16 protein-coding genes are annotated in these 17369 nt (G+C 70.1%); 6 read left to right on the top strand and 10 right to left on the bottom strand.

The window, feature by feature from the left end; translation table 11 throughout:
• Positions 1–8: 8 nt before the first annotated feature.
• Together ACFO8M_RS15915 and ACFO8M_RS15910 are read right to left on the bottom strand one after the other, a co-directional pair.
• Entirely contained in the window at positions 9–470 is a 462-nt protein-coding gene (locus tag ACFO8M_RS15915; RefSeq protein WP_387977309.1) for an SRPBCC family protein, read from the bottom strand.
• A gap of 102 nt (positions 471–572) precedes the next feature.
• Positions 573–2075, bottom strand: a complete 1503-nt coding sequence (locus ACFO8M_RS15910) for an MDR family MFS transporter (protein ID WP_387977307.1) — start codon at positions 2073–2075, stop codon at positions 573–575.
• Positions 2076–2256: 181 nt separating this feature from the next.
• On the opposite strand from ACFO8M_RS15910, the gene ACFO8M_RS15905 reads away from it, so the two are divergent.
• Positions 2257–2823 carry a TetR/AcrR family transcriptional regulator gene (locus ACFO8M_RS15905; protein WP_387977305.1) on the top strand — a complete coding sequence of 189 codons (567 nt, stop codon included), beginning with the start codon at positions 2257–2259 and terminating at the stop codon, positions 2821–2823.
• On the opposite strand, the gene ACFO8M_RS15900 is transcribed toward ACFO8M_RS15905, so the two are convergent.
• Positions 2820–3401 carry a DUF4396 domain-containing protein gene (locus ACFO8M_RS15900; protein ID WP_387977303.1) on the bottom strand — a complete coding sequence of 194 codons (582 nt, stop codon included), beginning with the start codon at positions 3399–3401 and terminating at the stop codon, positions 2820–2822. The genes ACFO8M_RS15905 and ACFO8M_RS15900 overlap by 4 nt on opposite strands.
• A 173-nt stretch (positions 3402–3574) precedes the next feature.
• On the opposite strand from ACFO8M_RS15900, the gene ACFO8M_RS15895 reads away from it, so the two are divergent.
• Both ACFO8M_RS15895 and ACFO8M_RS15890 read left to right on the top strand, forming a co-directional pair.
• Complete coding sequence (locus ACFO8M_RS15895) at positions 3575–4882, top strand: chloride channel protein (protein WP_387977301.1); 1308 nt, start codon at positions 3575–3577, stop codon at positions 4880–4882.
• A gap of 10 nt (positions 4883–4892) precedes the next feature.
• Complete coding sequence (locus ACFO8M_RS15890; RefSeq protein WP_387977299.1) at positions 4893–5438, top strand: potassium channel family protein; 546 nt, start codon at positions 4893–4895, stop codon at positions 5436–5438.
• A gap of 20 nt (positions 5439–5458) precedes the next feature.
• Here ACFO8M_RS15890 and ACFO8M_RS15885 read toward each other — a convergent pair whose 3' ends face one another.
• From ACFO8M_RS15885 to ACFO8M_RS15865, 5 genes are all read right to left on the bottom strand, one after another.
• Complete coding sequence (locus tag ACFO8M_RS15885; protein ID WP_387977297.1) at positions 5459–5992, bottom strand: DinB family protein; 534 nt, start codon at positions 5990–5992, stop codon at positions 5459–5461.
• Between the two features lie 91 nt (positions 5993–6083).
• Positions 6084–7202 carry a bifunctional 2-methylcitrate synthase/citrate synthase gene (locus ACFO8M_RS15880; RefSeq protein ID WP_387977295.1) on the bottom strand — a complete coding sequence of 373 codons (1119 nt, stop codon included), beginning with the start codon at positions 7200–7202 and terminating at the stop codon, positions 6084–6086.
• On the bottom strand, positions 7199–8104 hold the full coding sequence (gene prpB, locus ACFO8M_RS15875) for a methylisocitrate lyase (protein ID WP_387977293.1): 906 nt from the start codon (positions 8102–8104) through the stop codon (positions 7199–7201). Before prpB ends, ACFO8M_RS15880 begins: the two co-directional genes overlap by 4 nt.
• The gene (locus ACFO8M_RS15870) at positions 8101–9606 is read right to left on the bottom strand and encodes an MmgE/PrpD family protein (RefSeq protein ID WP_387977291.1); all 1506 of its coding nucleotides are present in this window, start codon (positions 9604–9606) and stop codon (positions 8101–8103) included. The genes prpB and ACFO8M_RS15870 overlap by 4 nt, the downstream gene beginning before the upstream one ends.
• The gene (locus ACFO8M_RS15865) at positions 9603–9830 is read right to left on the bottom strand and encodes a hypothetical protein (protein WP_387977289.1); all 228 of its coding nucleotides are present in this window, start codon (positions 9828–9830) and stop codon (positions 9603–9605) included. The genes ACFO8M_RS15870 and ACFO8M_RS15865 overlap by 4 nt, the downstream gene beginning before the upstream one ends.
• A 139-nt stretch (positions 9831–9969) precedes the next feature.
• Here ACFO8M_RS15865 and ACFO8M_RS15860 point away from each other — a divergent pair, with 139 nt between their 5' ends.
• The 3 genes from ACFO8M_RS15860 to ACFO8M_RS15850 all read left to right on the top strand — a co-directional run bounded on the left by ACFO8M_RS15860 (position 9970) and on the right by ACFO8M_RS15850 (position 13025).
• The gene (locus ACFO8M_RS15860; RefSeq protein ID WP_387977462.1) at positions 9970–11373 is read left to right on the top strand and encodes a short-chain fatty acyl-CoA regulator family protein; all 1404 of its coding nucleotides are present in this window, start codon (positions 9970–9972) and stop codon (positions 11371–11373) included.
• Positions 11374–11474: 101 nt separating this feature from the next.
• Positions 11475–12695 (top strand): MFS transporter, encoded by a 1221-nt coding sequence (locus tag ACFO8M_RS15855; protein WP_387977287.1) that lies wholly within the window; start codon positions 11475–11477, stop codon positions 12693–12695.
• Positions 12696–12773: 78 nt separating this feature from the next.
• The gene (locus tag ACFO8M_RS15850; RefSeq protein ID WP_387977285.1) at positions 12774–13025 is read left to right on the top strand and encodes a hypothetical protein; all 252 of its coding nucleotides are present in this window, start codon (positions 12774–12776) and stop codon (positions 13023–13025) included.
• Here the strand turns inward: ACFO8M_RS15850 and ACFO8M_RS15845 are convergent.
• Both ACFO8M_RS15845 and ACFO8M_RS15840 read right to left on the bottom strand, forming a co-directional pair.
• Positions 13022–15766: a beta-L-arabinofuranosidase domain-containing protein gene (locus tag ACFO8M_RS15845; RefSeq protein ID WP_387977283.1), complete on the bottom strand. Its 2745-nt coding sequence runs from the start codon at positions 15764–15766 to the stop codon at positions 13022–13024. The two genes, ACFO8M_RS15850 and ACFO8M_RS15845, sit on opposite strands and share 4 nt — an antisense overlap.
• A gap of 140 nt (positions 15767–15906) precedes the next feature.
• Complete coding sequence (locus ACFO8M_RS15840; RefSeq protein ID WP_387977281.1) at positions 15907–17331, bottom strand: glycoside hydrolase family 43 protein; 1425 nt, start codon at positions 17329–17331, stop codon at positions 15907–15909.
• Between the last annotated feature and the right edge of the window lie 38 nt (positions 17332–17369).

Raw genomic sequence — 17369 nt, 5'->3', positions numbered from 1 at the left:
GCGAGCCGTCAGCGCTCCAGGTAGGCGGCGAGGTTGAGGAGCGAGGAGGCCATGCCGTCGGCGTGGTCTTCGGGCGAGATGCCGCTGGGGACGTTCTGGGCGGTGATGGTGACGCGGGTGCCTTCGGGGGTCGGTTCGAGGGTCCACGTCTGGGTCATGGTGCCGGTGAAGGCGGGATCGTCGGAGACGAAGTCGATCTCGGTTACGATGCGGGTGTTCGGCACGATTTCCGTGAAGTGGGCTTCGACGGTGTCGGCTTCGGCGGTGGTCTTGCCGGGCGAGCCGGAGGCGTCGTTGTAGGTGAGGGTCATGCGGTAGTTGCCGCCGGGGCGGGCGTCGTAGTGGTCGAAGCGCGCGGTCATGCCGTCGGGCGGCAGCCAGACGGCCAGCGCTTCGGGGTCGATGAGCGCGGCGTAGACGCGTTCGACTGCGACGGGGATGTCCCTGCTTGCCCGGTCGGTTCTCGACATGGGGGGACCGTAGCACTCGGCACCGACAGCGGGGGCGCGAAAAGGCCCGGCCCCGACTCCATGAGTTCAAGGAGTCGGGGCCGGGCCTGTGTTCGTGTCCCGTTAGTGGGACGGGATGGCGTCGGCCGCGGGGCCGTCCGCCTTCTTCACGAGGAAGGAGGCGGCCACGGCGACGACGGCCATGGCGGTGCCGCACAGGAAGGCGAGGTGGATGCCGTCGGCCTGGGCGGTGATCTCGTTGGCGCCGGACTCGATGCTCGAGGCGGCGCCGCTGGTCATGAGCGTGATGAACACGGCGGTGCCGGCCGCGCCCGCGACCTGCTGGAGGGTGCTCATGATGGCGCTGCCGTGGGGGTAGAGCTCCATGGGCAGGGCTCCGAGCGAGGACGTCATGAGCGGGGTCATGAGGCTGCTGAGTCCGAGGCTGAGCATCACGTTGATGACCACGATGAACCAGACCGCGCTGTCCTGGTCGAGCATCGTCAGGAGTCCGACGGCGCTCGCGAGGACGATCGAGCCGGGGATGACGAGCGGCCGGGGGCCGACGCGGTCGAAGATGCGGCCGATGAACGGGCCGGAGAGACCCATCGCGAGGCCGCCGGGCAGGACGACCAGGCCGGTTTCGAGGGTGGTGAGGCCCAGGACGTTCTGGAGGTAGATGGGCAGCAGGATGAGCGAGCCGAAGAGGGTCGCCATCGAGATCAGCAGCATGACGATGCCGACGGTGAACGAGCGGCTCTTGAAGGGCCGCATGTCCATCAGGGCCGCGTCGCGGCGCTGGAGCCGGAGCTGGCGGAAGACGAACAGGGCCAGCGACGCGGCGCCGGCCGCGACGGCGGCGTAGGGCGGGATCGGGGTGTCGTTCCCGGCCGCGGATTCGCCGAAGCTGCTGAGGCCGTAGATGAGGCCGCCGAAGGCCACCGCAGAGAGGAGCGCGGAGAGCAGGTCGAGCTTGACCGGGCGGGTCTCGCCGAGGTTCTTGATGAGGACCCCGCCGAGGACGAGGGCGAGTACGGCGATGGGCAGCACTGCCAGGAACATCCAGCGCCAGGTGAGGTTGTTGAGGATGAACCCGGAGAAGGTCGGGCCGATCGCGGGGGCCACGGCGATGACGATGGTGATGAAGCCCATGGTGCGTCCGCGGCGTTCGGCCGGGACGAAGGTCATCACGGTGGTCATGAGCAGCGGCAGCATGACGGCGGTGCCGCTGGCCTGGATGACGCGGGCGGCGACGAGCACGGGGAAGACCGTGGCCGCGCCGGCGAGCAGGGTGCCGGCGGTGAACAGGCCGATGGCGGCGAGGAACACCGTGCGGGTGGTGAAGCGCTGCAGGATGAGGCCGGTCATGGGGATGACGACGGCCATGGTGAGCATGAAGCCGGTCGTCAGCCACTGCACGGTGGCGGCGGTGATCTGGAACTGGTCCATGAGGCGCGGCAGGGCCACGCCCATCACGGTCTCGTTCAGGATCATGACGAACGTGGCGACGAGGAGCACGCCGAGCACGATCTTGATCTGCTTCGACATCCCTGGTTCGGGTGCTGTCTCTGCGGGGGTTTCGGCGGCGGCCTCTGGGGTGTCGGCCGGTCGCTGGTCAACGGTCATGGGGCGGTTTCCTTCGGTGGTGTTCCTGGCCGGTGCCGACGGGCCCGCTCCGGCGCCCACCGGGTGCCGGGGGTGACGGGGCACGCGCACCGAAATGTGTCAGTGACTGTCAATCATTGCAGTTGCTACCATCCTAGTCATGACCGCCGGTGGGAGCTTGCGAGAAGTATCACGTCGGGCCGTGCAGTCGAGAATCGCACGGGCCGCTGAGGAGCTGTTCGTCGCGAAGGGATTCGAGGACACCACGGTTGACGAGATCGCCGCGGCGGTCGGCATGTCGCAGCGCTCGTTCTTCCGCTACTTCGCCTCAAAGGACGAAGTGGTGCTCGACAGTCTCGAGCGCCTGGGCTACGACCTCGTGGGGCGGCTGGAGGCGCGGCCGCTGGAGGAGTCCGCATGGGACTCGCTGCGTCACGCGTTCGACCCGATCGTGGAGCGCCTCGCCGATCCCGCGCTGCGCGATCACGACGCGGCGCTCCAGCGGATCGTGGACGAGAGCCCGCGGCTGTTCGCGGCCTATCTGGGCCGGCTCGACCGGCTCCAGCGTTCACTGGCCGAACTGCTGCAGGCCCGGGCCGCGCACCGCCATGGGTGCGAGCCCGACTCGGTGGTGCTGCGCGCGGTGGTCGGCGGCGCGTTCGCGTGCCTGCACGCGGCGATGGTGCACGCGGTGACCCGGCCGGACGACTTCGGGCACTGCCTCGACCGGACCATGGACGCGCTGCGCCCCGTCGCCGCTTCCGCCTAGTGGTGGTGCTGGTGCACGACCGCGTGTCCCTTACCGCGTGAGATGAGCCGGCGGTTGATCGGGACGGTGACCACGAAGGCGATCGCGAGCGCGGCGGCCAGCGTGAGCCAGAACCGGGGGTCGGCCAGGCCCATCTCCATCGAACCGGGGATGGCGAGGATGAACGCGTTGTCCACGATCTCCATGACGGCGATCGAGATGGTGTCGGCGGCGAGCGCGATCTTCAGCGCGTCCTTGAAGGACAGCCCGGCGCGCATGACGCCGCGCATGGTCAGGGCGTAGCCGAAGATGAAGGCGAGCACGATCGCGAGGGCGATGGTGGCCGCGCCGTGCCAGCCGAGGGCGGTGCCGATGACCACGCCGATCACTTCGCCGATGGCGCAGCCGGTCAGGCAGTGGAGCGTGGCGGAGGCGGCCATGCCCCAGCTCGCGGTCTTTGCCTGCGCGCCGTGGGCTTCATGGGAGCCGTGGTCGGCGTGGCTTTCAGCGGTGTGGTGTTCCGCGGCATGGTCTTTGGCGGCGTGGTCTGCTGCGGCATGGCCGTGATCGCCGTGGCGCCCATGGGCTGAGTGGTCCACAGTGCTGCTCCTTGTTACTCTGCGGCCCGGGGCGGCCGCGCCCGAGAGATCGTATACCCCCATAGGGTATTACGCAAGCCGGATCCGGGCATGAGAAACCCAATGCCCTGCGGCCTGGGCGTCCGCCGTAGGAAGATCCACAGTGCAGCGAACGGTGGAGCGGAAGGGGCGGCATGGTCGGGACTTCGGACGGCGCCCCCGAGCGGCTCGACGGCTGGTACGTGCGCGTGCTCGCCCTCGCGGGCCTCATCGGCGTTCCGGTCTCGGTGGCCGCCTTCGGGTTCCTCGCGCTGCTGCATTGGCTCACGGCCTTCGTCTGGGAGGACCTGCCCGAGCAGTGGGGGCTGGATCCGGTGCCCTGGTGGTGGCCGGCCCCATGGCTCCTCATCGGCGGCGCACTCGTCGCCGTCGCTGTCAGTCGGCTCCCCGGGCACGGCGGGCACGTCCCGATCGAAGGGCTCTCGGCCGACCCCGTGCCGCCTTCGCACCTGCCAGGGGTGCTGCTCGCGGCCATCGGCGGCCTGCCGCTCGGCGTCGTGCTCGGTCCCGAGGCGCCGCTCATGGCCGTGGGCGGGGCGCTCGCACTCATGCTCACCGCCAAGTGGATCGCGCGCGGCGGCCCCGAAAGCGGCCTCCTCAGCGCGTCCGGGTCCGCGGCGGCGGTCGCCGTCATCTTCGGCAGCCCGCTGGTCGCGGCCGTGTTCATCCTCGAATCCGTGGGCCGGACCGGACTCCGCCCGACCAGGGTGGTGCTGCCGTGCCTGTTCGCGGCCGGGGTCGGCGCGCTCGTCTTCACCGGGCTCGGCGTGTGGACGGGCCTGGAGGTGCCATCGCTGCAACTCCCGGGGCTCGACGCGCCCGCCCGGCCTGACCTGGCCGATCTGCTGTGGACCATTCCCATGGCCGTGCTCATCGCCGTGAGCGTCCGCCAGATCCACCACCTCGGGCGGCGCCTCGTCCCGATCACGACCCGGCGGCCCGCGCGCATGGCGATGGCGGCCGTGGCCGTGACCGCGGTCGCCGCCGGGGCCTACTCGCTCCTGACCGGACGCTCCCCCGTCGAAGTCGTCCTCTCCGGGCAGGACTCGCTGGGGACGCTCACCGAGCAGGGGACGACGCCGCCCGTCGGGGCGCTCATCGCTCTGCTGCTCTTGAAGGGCCTGGCTTACGCGGTGGCCCTCGCGACCTTGCGCGGCGGCCCGATCTTCCCTGCCGTGTTCCTCGGTGCGGCCGCCGGGGCGCTGCTCAGCGGCCTGCCCGGCTTCGGCCTCGTGCCCGCCATCGCCGCGGGCATGGCCGCCGCCACCGCGGCCATCCTGCCGCTGCCGGTCTCCTCGGCGGTCCTCATCACGCTGCTGCTCGGATCGGGGGCCACCGGGATGACGCCGATCGTGCTCGTCGCCGTGGTCGTGGCCTTCGCGTCAGAGCAGCTCATCGACCGGACCGGCGCCGGGCGCGAGCCGGCGCCCGTCGCAGATTAAGGCGGTGCCCATGCAGGACAAGCACTCCGGAGTCGAGAAGGAGCACATGGGACGGCGGCGTTTCCCGTACGCGCTGCGGTGGTTGCTCGCGTGCGTCGCGCTCGTCGTCGTCTTCGCGGTCGTCCCGATCCGGGCCGAGCCCGACACCGGCGTCCTGATCGTGCGCTGGTGCGTCACCGTCGTCATGCTGGCGGTGCTGACGATCGCCATCCGCTGGCAGGCGGTGCGGCAGCTCCGGGAGCCCGACGCGCCCCTCGGAGCCCTGGTCGTCGGGATCCTCGCGGGGCTGCTGCTGTTCGCGCTCATCGACTACGGCCTGGCCGTGCACCGGCCCGAGCAGTTCGACGGCCTGGACACCCGCGTCGACGGCCTCTACTTCGCGCTGAGCACCCTGCTCACCGTCGGATTCGGCGACGTCTCGGCGCAGGGCCAGACCGCCCGGGTCGTCCTGTGCGTGCAGATGGCGTTCAACATCACCGCGATCGCCGGTTCGGCCTCGCTCGTGGCCGGCAAACTCGCCGAACGCGCCCGCACCCACGACCGCCGCGACCGCTGAGCGCAGCTGCGGGCCCTCCTCTAGGCCCCGACCCTGCCGTCGATGCGCTCACGGAGCAGGTCGGCGTGTCCGTTGTGGCGGGCGTACTCGTTGAGCAGGTGGTGGAGGATCCACCGCAGCGACAGCGTCCCCTGCCAGTGCTCGTACGTCGCCTCCAGCGGTGTCTCGGCTGCGAACCGGTCGGTGAGGGCCGCCTCGTCACGGAAGAACGCCCACGCGGCTTCGACGCACTCAGGGGTGCCCTCGGCCTCGTCGAAGGCGGCGTCCTCGGCGTCGGCCCGCCAGAACCGGGGCTCGACCTCCTGTTGCGCGACGCGGCTGCGGATCCATCCGCGCTCCACATCGGACAGGTGCCGCACCAGCCCGAGCAGGGACATCCCGGACGGCTCCACCGAGCGTCGAGCGAGCTGCTCGGGGTTCAGACCAGAGCACTTGAGTTCGAGCGTCTCCCTTTGGAATCGCAGGAACCCCAGCAGGATCTCGCGCTCACCCGCCTCACCAGGAGGATCCGTGCGGGGGTCGGCGTCGCCTTCGGCGAACATCGCTTTAGACATGACCCGATTCTGGCCCGGCCGCGCCCGGTGCGCAACGAGGTTGGCCAGGCCGGGCTCCGCACACCCGAATGACGCCTCGGCCCCGTGACGGTCAGGCCGCCAGCGGGATCGCGCGCTGCGCGAGCCCGGTGTAGGCGCTCAGCGGCCGGATCAGCGCGTTCGACTCGAGCTGCTCGATCACGTGCGCGGTCCAACCCGTGATGCGGGACATGACGAACAGCGGCGTGAACATCGGGATGTCGAAGCCCATGAGGTAGTAGGCGGGCCCGGCCGGGAAGTCGAGGTTCGGGTGGAGGCCCTTGGCCTCCAGCATGGCCGACTCCAGTTCCTCGTACATCGCGACCCAGCGTTCGCCGCCGCGGATCTCGGCCATGCTCGTGAACGCGGCCTTCATGGTCGGCACGCGCGAGTCGGCGTCCTTGTATACGCGGTGGCCGAAGCCCATCACCTTCTCCTTGGCGGCCAGGCGTTCGTGCAGCCAGTCGCGGGCCAGCGCGGGGTCGCCGATGTCGAGCATCATGCGCATGACCGCCTCGTTCGCGCCGCCGTGGAGCGGGCCTTTGAGGGCGCCGATCGCGGCGGTGACGGCGGAGTAGATGTCCGAGAGGGTGGAGGCGACGGTGCGGGCGGTGAAGGTGGAGGCGTTGAAGCTGTGCTCGGCGTAGAGGATCATCGAGACCTCGAAGCAGCGCAGCACTTCCGGCTCGGGCACCGCGCCGAAGCACATGTGGAAGAAGTTCTCGGCGAAGCCGAGGCCGGGGTCGGGCGCGATGCGGTCGAGGCCTTTGCGGCGGCGGAAGTCGTGGGCGATCACGGTGGGGAGCTTCGCGAACATCGCCTCGGCCTTGGCGCGGTTGGCGGCCGGGCTGTTGTCGTCCTCGGCCGGGTCCTCGGCGCCGAGGCAGCTGACGGCGGTGCGCAGCAGGTCCATCGGGTGGCAGTTGTCAGGGAGGCGGTCGATGACGGCGATGGTCGAGCGGGTGACCTCCCGTTGCGCGCCTTCGCGTTCGGCGAAGCGGGCGAGTGCGGCCCGGTCGGGCAGGTCGCCGTACCAGATGAGGTGGGCGACGGCCTCGAACGAGCGGCCGCGGGCGAGTTCCTGCACGGGGTAGCCGCGGTAGGTGAGGGAGTTGGTCTCGGGGACGACCTCGGAGATCGCGGTGGTGTCGGCGACGACTCCGGCGAGGCCCTTGTGGATTTCGGTGTTCATGCGTCCCTCCCGGGGATCTTGAAGTCGAAGAGCTGCCGGTCGAACTCGGCGTAGGAGGCGTAGTCGACCAGTTCGTAGAGGCGGGCGCGGGTCTGCATCCGGTCCACATGGGAGGCCTGGGTGCCCTCGGCCTCCAAGGTGTCGAACAGGTCCTCGACGGCGCCCATCGCGGCCCGGAGGCTGGAGACGGGCCAGATCACGAGGTTGTAGCCGAGGTTCTCCAGCTGGCGGGCGGTGAGTGCGGGCGAGGTGCCGAACTCGGTCATGTTCGCCAGGAGCGGCACGTCGACCGCCTCGCGGAAGGCCGCGAACTCGGATTCGGTGCGCAGCGCCTCGGGGAAGACCATGTCCGCCCCGGCGTCCACATAGGCTTTGGCGCGGTCGATGGCGGCGTCCAGGCCCTCGAGGGCGCGGGCGTCGGTGCGGGCGCAGATGACGAAGTCGGGGTCGGCGCGGGCCTGGACGGCCGCGCGGACCCGCTGCAGCATCTGGGCGGTCGGTACGACCTCTTTGCCGTCGAGGTGCCCGCAGCGCTTGGGGTTGACCTGGTCTTCGAGGTGGCATCCGGCGAGGCCGGCGTCCTCGAAGGCCGCGATGGTGCGGGCGACGTTGGCGGGCTCGCCGAAGCCGGTGTCGGCGTCGATGAGAGTGGGCAGGTCGGTGGCGCGGGCGATCTGGCCGCCGCGCCCGGCGACCTCGGTGAGCGTGGTGAGGCCGATGTCGGGCAGCGCGAGGTCGGCGGCCAGTGCGGCACCGGAGACGTAGACGCCTTCGAAGCCGCGGTCGGCGACGGCGCGGGCGACGAGCGGCGAGAAGGCTCCGGGCAGCCGCTGGAGGCGGCCGGAGGCGAGTCCGGCACGGAGCGCCTTGCGTTTCTGGGACGGCGAGATGCGTTGTGTCATCGGAAGAGTCCTCCACTCAAGGGTGCGTTGAGCGATCCGGTCGGGGCGGCCAGGTTGAGGGCGCGGACGCCAGTGGCGTCGAGCGTCTCGATGCGGCAGGCGAGGTCGAGGAAGCGGTCCTGTTCGGAGGGTTCGATGACGCCGGCGGCGAGGGACCGGAACTTCGCGAGGTACTGGTCGCGTGCGAAGGGCCTTGCGCCTCTGGGGTGGGCGTCGGCGACGGCGAGTTCGTCGTCGAGGGTCGTGCCGTCGTCGAAGACGACGGTGACGTGGCCGCCGAAGGCGCGCTTGTCGGGGTCCGGGTCGTGGTAGCGGCGGGTCCACTCCTGGTCTTCGAGGGTGCGGACCTTGCGCCACAGCGCAACGGTGGATTCGCGGTGGGCGCGTTCGGAGGTGTAGGAGCGTTCGTGGTGCCAGTCGCGGTCTTCGAGGGCCACCGCGAAGATGTACATGATGGAGTGGTCGAGGGTCTCGCGGCTGGCGTCCGGGTCGGTCTTCTGCGGGTCGTTCGCGCCGGTGCCGATCACGTTGTGGGTGTGGTGGCTGGTGCGGATCACGATCTCGGCGATGCGCGAGAGGTCGCCGATGCGCGGGGCGAGGCGCCGGGCGAGGTCGATGAGCGCCTGGCTCTGGTACTCGGCCGAGTGCTCCTTGGTGTAGGAGTCGAGGATGGCGCGCTTGGGCTCCCCTGGAGCGGGCAGCGGGACCGTGTACTGCGCTTTCGGTCCGCTGAGGAGTCGCGCGATGACGCCGTCCTCGCCTTCCCAGATCGGCGAGGGCGCGCCTTCGCCGCGCATGGCCCGGTCGACCGCTTCGACGGCGGTCTTGCCCGCGAACGCGGGCGCGTAGGCCTTCCAGGACGAGATCGCGCCCTTGCGCGACTGCCTGGTGGCCGTGGTGGTGTGGAGCGCCTGGCCGACGGCCTGGTAGATCACCTCGGCGTCGAGGCCCATGAGGGTGCCGATCCCGGCGGCGGCGGAGGGGCCGAGGTGGGCGATGTGGTCGATCCGGTGCTCGTGCAGGCAGATCCCGCGCACCAGGTTGATCTGGACCTCGTAGCCGGTCGCGATGCCGCGCACGAGCGCCGCCCCGTCCAGGCCCCGGTGCTGGGCCACGGCGAGGATGGGCGGGATGTTGTCGCCCGGGTGCGAGTAGTCGGCGGCGAGGAAGGTGTCGTGGAAGTCCAACTCGCGCACGGCGACCCCGTTGGCCCACGCGGCCCACTCGGGCGAGTTGCGCACCTCGGGCGCGGCGCCGAAGACGGCCGCGCCGGGGCGGTACGGGTGGGCGAAGGCCTGGGCGCGGGCGTTGGCGACCGGACGGCGGCCGAGCGAGGCGGCGGCCACGGCGGCGTTGTCGATGACCCGGTTGCCGATCATCTCGGCCACGTCGGCCTCCACGGCGACGGGGTCGGTCGCGACCTCGGCGATCTTCCAGGCCAGCTGCTCCTCCCGCGGCAGGTCCTCACGGGACGCGTAGGCGCGGACGGCGTGCTCGATCATGCGACTCCTTGCGGTGCTTCGGTGATGGCCGGCCAGTGGGCGGGTACCTCGGTGGCGACCATGCGGAACGCGCCGCGCACGGCCTCGCGGCGTTCGCCGGCGCGCAGCGCGGCCCGGTCCATCAAGGCGATGGCGGACCCGCCGAAGAGGGTCCCGCGGTGGTTCAACTGATCGCGGAACACGACGTCCGCGATCGTCGGCCCCGCGCTCTGGACTTCGCCCACTGGTTGCCCGCCCTTCTTCACTGCCGGTATCTTCACAGTATGTACAACCACCGATCCGCTTGAAAGCACTGAACATGTGGTTTCTTGTGGAAATATCGGACCCATTTTGTGAATCTTGTGAAAGGGCCTGTTCATGGCGTTGAAGACGGCGAAGGTCGGTCTGCGGCTGCGCAGGTTCCGCGAGGAGCAGGGCCTCACGCAGGCCTCGCTCGCCGCCGCGCTGGGCATCTCCACCAGTTACGTGAACCAGATGGAGTCGAACCAGCGGCCCATCACGGGCCCCGTGCTGCTGCGGCTCGCCGAGGTCTTCGACGTGGACGTGCAGCGCTTCTCGGCCGCCGAGAGCGACCGGCTCGACGCCCAGCTGCGGGACGCGCTCGCCGACACCGCGCACGCCGATCAGGTCTCGCCGCACCAGACGCGCGAGCTCGCCGAGGGCATGCCCGAACTCGCCCGGTACGTCGTCGACCTGCACCGCCGCTACCGGCATGCCGTGGAGCGCAATACGGCGATGAGCGCCGAACTCGACGCCGGTGCGGCGCCCACCGCCTACGAGGAGGTGCGGGACCTGTTCTACGCCAAGCGGAACTACGTGCCCGAGCTGGACAGTGCCGCGGAGTTGATCGCCGCCGAGGCCGGTCTCGACCCGACCGATCTGGCGGGAGGCCTGGCCCGCCTGCTGCGGGATCGGCACGGCACCACCGTCACCGACCTGGGTCCGGACGATCAGGCGGGCGCCAAACGCCGCTTCGACCCCGAGGGCCGCGTCCTGCGCATCTCTCCCCTGCTGACCTCGGGCCAGCGCGCCTTCCAGCTCGCCACGCACCTGGCGCTCGCGGCGCACGCCGACCTCATCGACGACCTCGTGGCCACGGCCGACCTGTCGGGCCCGGAAGCGCGGGCGCTGGCACGGATCGGCCTGGCGAACTACTTCGCGGGCGCGCTGATCCTGCCGTACGGCGCGTTCCGCAGCGCCGCAGAGGAACTGCGGTACGACATCGATCTCTTGCAGCGCCGGTTCCGGGTCGGGTTCGAGACCGTCGCCCACCGGTTGAGCACGCTGCAGCGGCCGGGGGCGCGGGGCGTGCCGTTCTTCTTCGTTCGCGTCGACCGCGCCGGGAACATCTCGAAGCGCCAGTCCGCCACCGACTTCCACTTCTCCCGGGTCGGCGGCAGCTGCCCGCTGTGGAACGTCTACGAGGCGTTCGCGCACCCCGGGGAGGTCCGGACGCAGCTCGCGCAGATGCCCGACGGCCGCGCCTACCTGTGGGTGGCGCGCACGGTCACCCGGCGGTACGGCGGGTTCGGCACTCCGGCGAAGACGTTCGCGATCGGCTTGGGCTGCGACCTTCACCACGCCAACCGCCTCGTCTACGCGGACGGCCTCGATCTGGCGAGCCCGGCGGCGCTGACGCCGATCGGGCCCGGCTGCAAGGTGTGCGACCGTTCCGGCTGCCCGCAGCGGGCGTTCCCCGCGATCGGCCGGCCGCTGGACGTGACCGACCACCGCAGCGGCTTCACCCCGTATCCGTCGACATCCTGACCAGCCGGTTAGGAATCAAGTGTCGAAATCGTTTGTCGAACGTGAGCCGGGGGATGCAAGCTGGGCGGGGCCCGTGCCCGCCGTCGTTCGATTGGACCGCTGTGACCCGTTCTGAGCTGCGTGAAGTCCCCGCACGTACCGATCCCGTGCTGGTGCACTGGCGCAACGCCGTGTTCGCGGTCTTCGCCCTGTCGGGCTTCGTGTTCGCCAACTGGGCCGCGCGGGTGCCGAACATGCGCGACATCCTCGGCGCCACCACGCAGGAGATGGGCGTGCTCATCCTGGGCCTCGCGGTCGGCGCGATGATCGGCCTCATCGCCTCGAGCCACGTCGTCGCCCACCTCGGGGCGACCGGGGCGATCCGGTGGTTCCTCGCCCTGACCGCGGTCGGCCTGGTCGCCATCGGCCTCATCGCGGGGCTGGCCCCGAACTACTGGGCGCTGTTCGTCGCCCTGATGGTCCTCGGCGCGGGCAACTCGGTGCTGGACGTGGCGATGAACCTCTCCGGCGCGGCCAACGAGCGGCGCATCGGGAAGACCCTGATGCCGATGTACCACGCGGGCTTCAGCGTCGGCACCATGCTCGGCGCGGGCCTCGGCGCCCTCACCGAGCAGTTCGGCGTCACCGCCGGCGTCCACCTGACCACCGTCGGTGTCGCGGTCCTCCTCGTCTCCCTGTACGTGGTCCGGTTCCTGCAGCCGGCCGAGGAGCCGCGCGAGGCGAAGCCGGGCGAGCGCGCCGGTTGGCGCACCCGCCTGGCCGCGTGGACGGACGTGCGCGTGCTGCTCATCGGCCTCATCATCCTCGGCATGGCCTTCACCGAGGGCACCGCGAACGACTGGCTCGGCCTGGCCATGGTCGACGGCTACGGCCTCTCCAACCCCGGCGGCGCGGCGGTGTTCGCCGTGTTCGTCACCGCGATGACCGTGGGGCGCGTCTGCGGCGGCCTGTTCCTCGACCGCTTCGGCCGGGTGCCGGTCCTGGCCGGGTCGGCGCTGCTGGCACTGCTGGGCCTGCTCCTGGTCATCATCGGCCCGACCGCGCCGTTCGCGATCGTCGGCACGGTCCTGTGGGGCCTCGGCGCCTCGCTCGGCTTCCCGGTGGGCATGTCCGCCGCCGCGGACGACCCCGAAAAGGCCACCGCGAACGTCGCCGTGGTGGCCACCATCGGGTACACCGCGTTCCTCATCGGCCCGCCGCTGATCGGCCTGCTGGGCGACGAGGTGGGCCTGCGGAACGCGTTCTACGTGGTGCTCGTGCTGGTCGCGGTGGCGCTGCTGTGCTCGCCCGCGGCCCGCAGGCCCAAGACCACCGAGTCCTGATCGGGCACTGACCCTCCGGCCGCGCGGCCGGTGGGTTTTCGCGTGCCCGAGACCCGCTTGTGTACGCCGTACACTTTCATGTTGGTCCGGGCCGGCCAGATCGGGCACCTGACGGTGACCGACCAGCACGGGCGCATCCTCGCCCAGGACGAGCGCCTGGCGATCGCCGAAGTGCCTACCGGGCACGTCGACACCGTCTACACCAGATTCGGGAACTGGTTCCTGTGGACGGCGCTGGCGGCCCTGGCGGGCGCGGCACTGGTCGCGTTCGTGCCGCGCCGCCAGGGGAAGGCTCAGACCGAGCCGGTGAAGGAGAACGCCTCTGTCTAGACGAACCTCCAGAGGTGGTCGGCCGCGCCGGTGTCGTTCCACGTGATCACTTGCGCGCCTTGGGTCTTCGAAGCGTTCTGGACGCCGAGGACCATACCGCCGTTGGCGCACTGGATGCGGAAGGCGCCGCCTGAGCCGTAGCGCAGTCGCCAGCGGTGGTCGGCGGTGCCGTTGTCGTCCCATTGCAGGACACGCGCGCCCGCTGCGGTGGAGGCGTTCTCGACGCCGAGCACCTTGCCGCTGTTGCCGTTGCGGAGCTTGAAGTAGCCGCCGGTGTCCAGCACGGCGGTCCAGAAGTGGTCGGCCGTGCCGGTGCTCCCCCACTGAACGGCGAGGCCGCCGTTGGCAGTGGACATGTTCTGGACGCCGATGACCATGCCGCTGTTGACGTTCTGGATGCGCCGGGCCCCGTCGGGCACAAAGCGCCAGAGGTTGTCGGTGTCGGCGGTCCCGTTGTCCTGGTCCTGTACGGCCTGTCCCCCGGCGGCGGTCGAGGCGTTCAGGATCGCCAGGAGCTTTCCGGTGTGGGTGTTGCGGATCTTGTGGCGGCCATCGCCGTTGTCGACGATCGCCCACAGGTGGTCGGCGGTGCCGGTGTCATTCCACTGGAGGACGCGGGCGTTGTCGGCGGTGGACATGTTCTGCACGCCGAGCACGAGGCCGCTGTTGCGGTTGCGGAGCTTCACGTTCGAGCCCGAGGCCACCACCTCCCATTTGTGGTCGGCAGTGCCCGTGTCGTTCCACTGGAGTGCGAAACCTCCTGCGGCCGTGGACATGTCCTGCACGCCGAGCACGAGGTTGGAGTTGGCGTTGTAGAGCTTGAACGCGGGAGCGGAGGTCGAGCCGCCGTCACCGGAGGCGTTCCAGTAGACGGTGTAGTTGTGGCCGTGGGCGTCGAAGAACGGGCCCAGGTTCACCGTGGATCCGTCGGCTGTGGCAGTGAACGCGAGCGAGGAGGTGCTGGTGCGTTCGATCGAGTCCACCTCGAGGGAGGGCAGGGTCCCGAGGCTGGTGTTGCCGTAGTTCCCGGACAGGACCGTGGGCCCGAAGACGACCGCCGAGACGTTCTCGTCGTCGTTGGCCGCCTGCATCTTCACGCTCATGGGGAGTTTCACCGTGACCGTGTCGCCCGAGGCCCACGTGCGGGTCAGCGCCGCGTAGGTGCCCGGGGTCGCGGCGATGTTTTGGACCTGGCCGTTGACGCTGATCTGGGCGCCTTCGGTCCAGGCGGGGATGCGCAGGCGCATCGTCCACGAGCCTGCCGCGCTGCCGGTCACGGTGAGCGTGGTCGTGTCGCTCACGGGGTACGAAGTGGACTGCACGACGGTGATGCCGCGTTCGGTCCAGTTCAGTCGTGAAGGCGTGTACAGGTTGACGTACAGCGTGGTGTCGGCCTTGAAGTAGACCGAGTCCATGAGCTTCGTGAACGTCTCGAGGCCCGTGCCCTGGCAGCACCAGAACGTGGTGTAGTCGGTGCTCCAGGTGCCGCCGCCCCAGGCCGGGCCGACCCCTCGCCGCCCGCCGGGGTTCAAGGACGTGAAATAAGTGATGTGGCCGTGGGCGTCGGCGGGGTTCTGCCAGCCGATGAGGTGGTTGAGCAGGGCGCGTTCGTAGAAGTCGAAATAGGACGAGCTGGGATCGAGCAGCCACAGTTCGCGGGTCAGCTTCAACATGTTGTAGGTGTTGCAGCCCTCGCAAGTGTCGGTGTCGAGGCGGGAGGCGATGGCGTTCGGCGGCCGGAAGTGCTCGGCCTCGCTGTTGCCGCCGATGGCGTAGGTGTGCGCGTCGACCACGATGTCCCAGAAGTTGGAGGCGATGTCGCGGTAGCGCGTGGTGCCGGTGGCCTTGTACTCGCGGACGGCCCCGATCGCCTTGGGCACTTGCGTGTTCGCGTGGAGGCCGTTGAGCGCGTCGGTGCCCGCGGCGAGCGGGTCGAAGACCGAGGCGTGGTCGAAGCGCTTGGCGGCCGTCAGCCAGCGCTCGGTGCCCGTCTGCTGGTAGAGGTCGGCGAGGACGGCGTTCATGCCACCGAACTCGACGCGCAACACGGTCTGCATCTGGGCGGTGGTGAGGCGGGCGGTACGCGTGTCGACCCAGCCGGCGAAGGCGAGGAGTACGTCGCGGGCCTGGGTGGAGCCGATGAGCCGCCACACGTCGAGAAGTCCGGCGAGGGTCTTGTGGAGGCAGTAGTAGGGCACGTTGCCGTTGGAGAGCGTGCCGTTCTCCAGGGCGGTGATGTCGGATTCGGGGAAGCCGGAGAGGTATCCGGCGCCGAAGCCGGCGGCGGCGTTGTTGGCCTGGCATTTGGCGAGTTCGGCGACCATGAGGTTCGCCTTGTCGCGGCTGGTCGTGTCGCCGAGGACGGCCCAGGCTTGGGCCCAGGCGGTGAGGAAGTGGCCTTGGACGTGGGTGCGGAAGGGGAAGTCGGGGGCGTCCCATCCGCCGAGGGCGGCGGCGCCACCGGTGGACAGTTTGTGGTTGGCGCGGAAGTTGTAGAGGAGCCGGTTGACGTCGACGAACCGCAGGTACGAGAGGGTGCGGTTCTGGTTGTCGAGCCAGCGGCCCGAGTCCAAAGTGACCTGTCCGAGGGCGAATTCGGATGCGGCGGCGCCGATGTCGGGCCTGGCCGGGGCGAGCGCGGCCTGCGCGTGGGCACCGCCGATGCCGGGTGCGGCGGTGGCGACGGCCGCGACACCGGCGGCCTGGAAGAGTCGGCGGCGGCTGACGGGAGGAGTCGTCATAGGGGTCTCCTTAGCGAAGATCGGCCCGGCGCGGGCGGTGGGGCCCACGCCGGGCCGGGCTTTATCGGATCAGTCGGTGACGCGGAGGAGTCGGCCCGGCGCAGGCGGTGGGCCTGCGCCGGGCCGGGCCGGGTCTGGGATCAGGTGGTGACGCGGAAGGTGGCGTCCGCGCGTTCGGTCGCGGTGCCGATCGGGTCGAGCCGCAGCGTGTACCCGTAGTGGCGGATATAGCGGGTCGGGAAGTTGTAGGAGGAGAAGGAGTTCCACGAGGAGTCGGCGAGCCCGGCGACGCGGTTGAAGGTGGCGTCGGCGTTGAACGTGCCGCCGGACTGGCGGGGCGCGAGCACGAAGTCGTAGTTGACGTGGCGCAGGAAGTGGCCGGGGAAGTTCACCGACTCGAAGGAGACGGCGCTGGAGGAGGCCAGGCCGGGCACGAGCCGGAACTGCGAGTCGGCGACGGGGCTGACACCGGGATCGATGCGCACGTCCATGCTGTAGTGCCGCACATAGCGGTCCTGGTAGTTGTAGGACTGGAGGCGGTTGAAGACGGGGTTCTGGAACCGAGACAGAACCCGGGTCTCCTCGGCCGAAGTGAGGTTGAGGATGTACCCGTGGCGCTTCAGGTTGGAGCCGAGATTGTAGTTGGTCACCTTACGGTAGCCGGAGACGGCCGCGGGGTTGGTGGTCAGGACGGGCATGTAGCCGCGGCCGGTGGCGTACTGGTCGAGCCAGAGCGCCCATTCGTTGCGGTCGTTGAACTTCGCCCACATGGGGCCCTCGACGCCACCGCCCGTGATGTTCGCCAGGTCGCCCAGGCGCGTCCACGAGCCGGTGAGGGAATTGCCGCCCTCGATGACGATCTGCGTGTTCTTGGAGGCGCGGTAGTAGCGGAAGCCGCCGGTGTTGGCCTCGATGATCTGGGTGTCGATGAGTTCTTCGGTGCCAGGGCGTTCGAAGTAGACCTGCGGGGTGGTGATGGAGCGGAAGTCGGTGGTGCGGGCGCTCCAGATGCGGTGCTTCTTCTCGCCGTTCAACGTGGAGTTGGTGGCCCAGTACAGGAAGTAGTTTCCTGCGGCGGCATCCCAGATGGCCTCGGGCGCCCAAGCGTCACCGGCGTCGCTGATAGACGCGGCGACGGGCAGCAGCCACGGGATCGACCAGTTCACGAGATCGGCGGACTCCCACACGACGAGGTTGCGGCTGCCCCTGTTGGCGGCGTCGCTCCAGGAAGTGCCGGAGCCGATGTGCAGGTCCGTGGCGATGAGCCAGTACCGGTCCCCGGCCGGGCTGCGCACGATGATCGGGTCGCGCACACCCTTGGTGCCCAGCGGGCTGCGCAGGACGATCTGGCCGCGGTTGAGGTCGGTCCAGTTGAGGCCGTCGTCCGAGTGGGAGAGGTAGATCTGCTCGCCACCGGAGCCCTCACCGATGAAGTGGGCCATGAGGTAGCCGGTGTACGAAGTCTGGGCCATTGCAGCCGATGCCGGGAACAGCGCGGCGGCGGGGACGGCCGCTGCGGCTGTGAGCAGGCCGCGGCGGGACAGGCGTGAGGGTGGGGTCGACATTGACACTCCAGGTTGAGTCCAGCGGAAATGAATGATGT

This window comes from Glycomyces rhizosphaerae, from assembly GCF_042647865.1.
In the GTDB taxonomy this organism is placed as follows: domain Bacteria; phylum Actinomycetota; class Actinomycetes; order Mycobacteriales; family Micromonosporaceae; genus Glycomyces; species Glycomyces rhizosphaerae.
Note: the sequence above shows the minus strand (reverse complement) of the source record. Positions and strands in the feature narration are given on the sequence as shown.

Bases quoted from the DNA above. Each gene is read 5' to 3' on its own strand.
- ACFO8M_RS15915 (WP_387977309.1), bottom strand. From the start codon at position 470: ATGTCGAGAACCGACCGGGCAAGCAGGGACATCCCCGTCGCAGTCGAA.
- ACFO8M_RS15910 (WP_387977307.1), bottom strand. From the start codon at position 2,075: ATGACCGTTGACCAGCGACCGGCCGACACCCCAGAGGCCGCCGCCGAA.
- ACFO8M_RS15895 (WP_387977301.1), top strand. From the start codon at position 3,575: ATGGTCGGGACTTCGGACGGCGCCCCCGAGCGGCTCGACGGCTGGTAC.
- ACFO8M_RS15890 (WP_387977299.1), top strand. From the start codon at position 4,893: ATGCAGGACAAGCACTCCGGAGTCGAGAAGGAGCACATGGGACGGCGG.
- ACFO8M_RS15885 (WP_387977297.1), bottom strand. From the start codon at position 5,992: ATGTCTAAAGCGATGTTCGCCGAAGGCGACGCCGACCCCCGCACGGAT.
- ACFO8M_RS15880 (WP_387977295.1), bottom strand. From the start codon at position 7,202: ATGAACACCGAAATCCACAAGGGCCTCGCCGGAGTCGTCGCCGACACC.
- prpB (WP_387977293.1), bottom strand. From the start codon at position 8,104: ATGACACAACGCATCTCGCCGTCCCAGAAACGCAAGGCGCTCCGTGCC.
- ACFO8M_RS15870 (WP_387977291.1), bottom strand. From the start codon at position 9,606: ATGATCGAGCACGCCGTCCGCGCCTACGCGTCCCGTGAGGACCTGCCG.
- ACFO8M_RS15850 (WP_387977285.1), top strand. From the start codon at position 12,774: ATGTTGGTCCGGGCCGGCCAGATCGGGCACCTGACGGTGACCGACCAG.
- ACFO8M_RS15845 (WP_387977283.1), bottom strand. From the start codon at position 15,766: ATGACGACTCCTCCCGTCAGCCGCCGCCGACTCTTCCAGGCCGCCGGT.
- ACFO8M_RS15840 (WP_387977281.1), bottom strand. From the start codon at position 17,331: ATGTCGACCCCACCCTCACGCCTGTCCCGCCGCGGCCTGCTCACAGCC.